Source organism: Segatella asaccharophila (assembly GCF_054687055.1).
In genome coordinates, this window is sequence record NZ_BAACAN010000047.1 from 1 (window position 1) to 3946 (window position 3946).

Annotated in this window: 3 protein-coding genes; all 3 read left to right on the plus strand. The window is 42.1% G+C overall.

Going from position 1 to position 3946, the window contains the following annotated elements:
- A partial coding sequence (locus ACYRYG_RS13175; RefSeq protein ID WP_460198469.1) for a SusC/RagA family TonB-linked outer membrane protein occupies positions 1 to 1012 on the plus strand: 1012 nt, incomplete at its 5' end.
- A 17-nt stretch (positions 1013 to 1029) separates the two neighbouring features.
- Positions 1030 to 3036: a RagB/SusD family nutrient uptake outer membrane protein gene (locus ACYRYG_RS13180; RefSeq protein WP_460198470.1), complete on the plus strand. Its 2007-nt coding sequence runs from the start codon at positions 1030 to 1032 to the stop codon at positions 3034 to 3036.
- A gap of 21 nt (positions 3037 to 3057) precedes the next feature.
- Positions 3058 to 3946, plus strand: an 889-nt coding sequence (locus ACYRYG_RS13185; RefSeq protein WP_460198471.1) for a DUF4973 domain-containing protein, incomplete at its 3' end; no start/stop codon positions are given.

Below are 3946 nucleotides of genomic sequence, written 5' to 3' on the forward strand. Positions count from 1 at the left end.
TATAACTTGGGAGATGGCGCATAAGAAGGATATTGGTGTTGATTTCTCGTTTTTTGATGATCAGATTAGTGGTACGGTGGATTATTACGACGAGCAACGTAGCGGTATTTATCAGTCGCGTTCCTATCTGCCTTACTACATTGGCTTGAATACTTTGTCCCAGTCTCCGGGTGCAAATATAGGAAAGGTATCTAATAAAGGTGTTGACGGAAATATCGCTTTAAAACAAAAAATAGGGGAGGTGAATTTGACTTTAAGGGCTAATATGACTTACAGCAAGAACAAGATTCTGGAATATGATGAGGAATATAGCCGTTATCCTTATACTTGCCAGACGGGCTATAGTATCAATCAGGCAAGGGGCTTGATTGCAGAAGGATTGTTCAAAAGTTATGATGATATCCGGAATAGCCCGCAGCAGACTTTCGGAGATGTTGCTCCCGGTGACATCAAATACAAGGATGTCAATGGTGACGGGATCATTGACAGTAATGATATGGTCCCGATTGGCAATGCAAAAACTCCTAATCTGATGTATGGTTTTGGCTTGTCATTAGCCTGGAAAAACTTTGACTTTAATGTTTTGTTCCAAGGTGCTGGAAAATCATCCTTCTTCCAGAAAGGTTTTCTTTCCTATGCTTTTGCCAATAAACAATATGGGAATATTTTACAGGATGTTATTGGCAAGTATTGGGAGCTGGGCGTCAATGAAGATCCTAATGCCAAGTACCCTCGCCTGACTTATGGATGGAATTCGAATAATTACCAGAATTCAACTTACTGGCTGCGTGATGGGCGGTATTTAAGGCTGAAGAATTTGGAAATAGGCTATACTATTCCTAAACAACTTTTGATTCATCTGCATGTAACCAATGCAAGGTTTTATTTCATGGGTACCAATCTGTTGACTTTCTCAAAGTTTAAGCTTTGGGATCCTGAGCTGTCAAGTGAAACGGGTGAGGCTTATCCACTTTCACGGGTCTTGACACTTGGACTTACACTCAGCTTATAACCTAAAATATGTGTATTATGAAAATAAATAAAATTATCTTATTCGGTTTGCTCATTGGAGGAGCCGGAATGTTGTTCACTTCTTGTTCTGACTATCTGGATGAGGAGAAGAATTTCAAAAATCTGCAGACAGAAGATAAAATTTTTACGGACAAAGATTTTACGGAACAGTGGTTGTCCTATTGTTATGCTAATCTTTTAGGTGACAATATGGAGATGGGACATACAAACAACAATGTTACGAACTTCTCCGATGATATAGTTTTCAATGAAGGAAATAATGGGGTTTATTACCAACAGTATAAACTTGGGCAGTATGAAAGTATTACCACCCAGGCCTGGGCTCGTTCGTATGATGGTATCAGACAAGCCTCCGTATTGATACAGGATATTGATAAAAATACGAAATTTACGGAGGAAGAGCGTACAGACATCAAAGGCCAGGCGCGTTTTCTGAGAGCTTATTTTTACTGGTTGCTTTTGCGGCATTACGGTCCATGTCCTATTCTGCCTGATAATGGAGCTGACTATACGAAATCCTATGATGAACTGAGTCTCTCGCGTAGTACGTATGATCAGGTTACAGATTATATTGCTAATCAGATGGTTCAGGCAGCTAAGGAATTACCTGCTACCCGGTCAACCACTCAGATAGCACGTCCGACTAAGGGAGCTGCACTTGCTGTCAGGGCAAAAGTCTATCTGTATGATGCCAGTCCACTTGCTAATGGGAATAAAGATGAGGCTGATTTTGTGGATGACAAGGGTAATCCTTTAATCAATCAGATTTATGACGAGAGTAAATGGGCAAGGGCTGCGGCGGCTGCCTTGGATGTGATCAATCTGAAACAGTACAGCCTGTATGTTGCTTACAAGAAGATTAGCTCAGATTATGCTTATCCGAGCACGATAACACCTCCCTATAATGCGGAATATTCAAATAAGAATTTCCCGGATGGATGGGCCGATATTGATCCATTTGAATCCTATCGTGCGATTTTTGATGGGGATGTTCTGGCTGCACAGGATCCTGAATTGATCTTTACTCGTGGTGTCAATGATGCAGATAATGATGGAAATAGTGGAAATGGAATAACAGCTTTAGTCTTGCATGCTCTGCCAAGTTCTGCAGGAGGATATAATTGTCACGGACTGACCCAGAAGCAGTGTGATGCATACGATATGGCAGACGGGACTTCGTTTGACCGTGATAAAGCTCCGAAAGAGTTTACTAGTAGTAGTAATCTTGCAGAACATCCTTATGATCATTTAGGAAATGGCGTATGGATGGAATATGCTAACCGGGAGCCTCGTTTCTATGCCTCTGTTGCTTTTAATGGATGTGTGTGGCCTTGTGCAAGCGCTAAGGACGAAAATTTTAAGGATCGTCAATTATGGTATTATCGTGGGCAGGCTGACGGTCGTTCTAATTCCAGTGAGCGGTGGATACCAACAGGTATCGGAATGATGAAGTTCGTTAATCCGAATGATTGCAATACGGATAATGGAAGTGTGACTCCGAAAGCTGAGCCGACCATTCGCTATGCGGATATCCTCCTGATGTATGCAGAGGCGTTGAATGAATTGACGCAGAATTATCAAATTTCGTCCTGGGACGGCTCCGCAACTTACTCGATTAAGAGGGATGTTGAGGAGATGCGCAGAGGGGTCAAGCCGGTCCGTATGCGTGCAGGCGTTCCGGATTATGATGACGCTACCTATGCAAGCCAGAGTGCGTTTCGTGTAAAACTAAAACATGAACGTCAGGTGGAATTTATGGGCGAAAATCAACGCTACTATGATTTAAGACGCTGGAAAGATGCTCCGAAGGAAGAGGGTGAGCAGGTCTATGGCTGTAATACACTGATGACGGCTGATCATGCTGCGCTGTACTATGTGCCGGTTCGTGTACCGGATCTGCAGTGCGCCTTCTCTCATAAAATGTATTTCTGGCCTATTTTGAAAGAAGAACTGAAGCGTGATAATAAATTGACACAAGCTCCAGGCTGGAAGAGTTATGAATAATTCAATTAGAAGAATCAGATTATGAAGAAAACATATTTATTAGGTTGTCTGTTGGGTTTGGGACTATTTGTAGCATCCTGTACCGACAACTTCCAAGGAGAGCTGTATGGCCAGATGATTTCCTTTAAAGCGCCTGTTAATAGTAATGGAGTTTATGATGTCTATCTCCGTTATAAAACAAACGGGAAAGATACTTTTAACCTTCCGGTCATTGTCAGCGGTACAGAAAATAGCAAGCACGGTCTTGATGTAAATATCGGGGTGGATAATGATACGCTGGCCATCCTGAATACTGAACAGTATAATGATCGGACAGACTTGTATTACCATCAGCTTCCTCAACAGTATTTTAAGTTCCCCTCGAATATCTGTCATATTCCTGCGGGTACTGCAGTGCGGACATTTCCGATTGCCTTTGATTTTACCGGTTTGGATCTTGTAAATAACTGGGTGCTTCCTCTGACTGTTGAGGCAAATTCGGCTTATCAACAGAACCGCTATAACGGACGGGATAAGGCTCTGCTGAATATCAACCTGTTTAATGATTATTCGGGCGTTTATTCTGCAACGGCCATGAATATCTATTTTCATGGAGAGACTAATAATCCGGCTGTTGTGGACACCCGTACTGCTAAGGTAGTGGATGAGAATACGATCTTTGTTTATGCAGGGACAGTATGGGAGGAAGATCCGGACAGAAACCTGTACAAGATCAATATCAAGTTTGAACCAGGTACGATGCAGGCTGACAGTACGGTTACCGGTAATGTTACCTTAAGTCCGGGTGATCCTGATAATAAGTTTAATCTGACTACAACGGGTAACTGTACGTATGAAATCCAAAAAATCATGGATCAGCAGAGTCCGTATCTGGAACATTATTATGTCATTCTAAGGCTTAATTACAGCT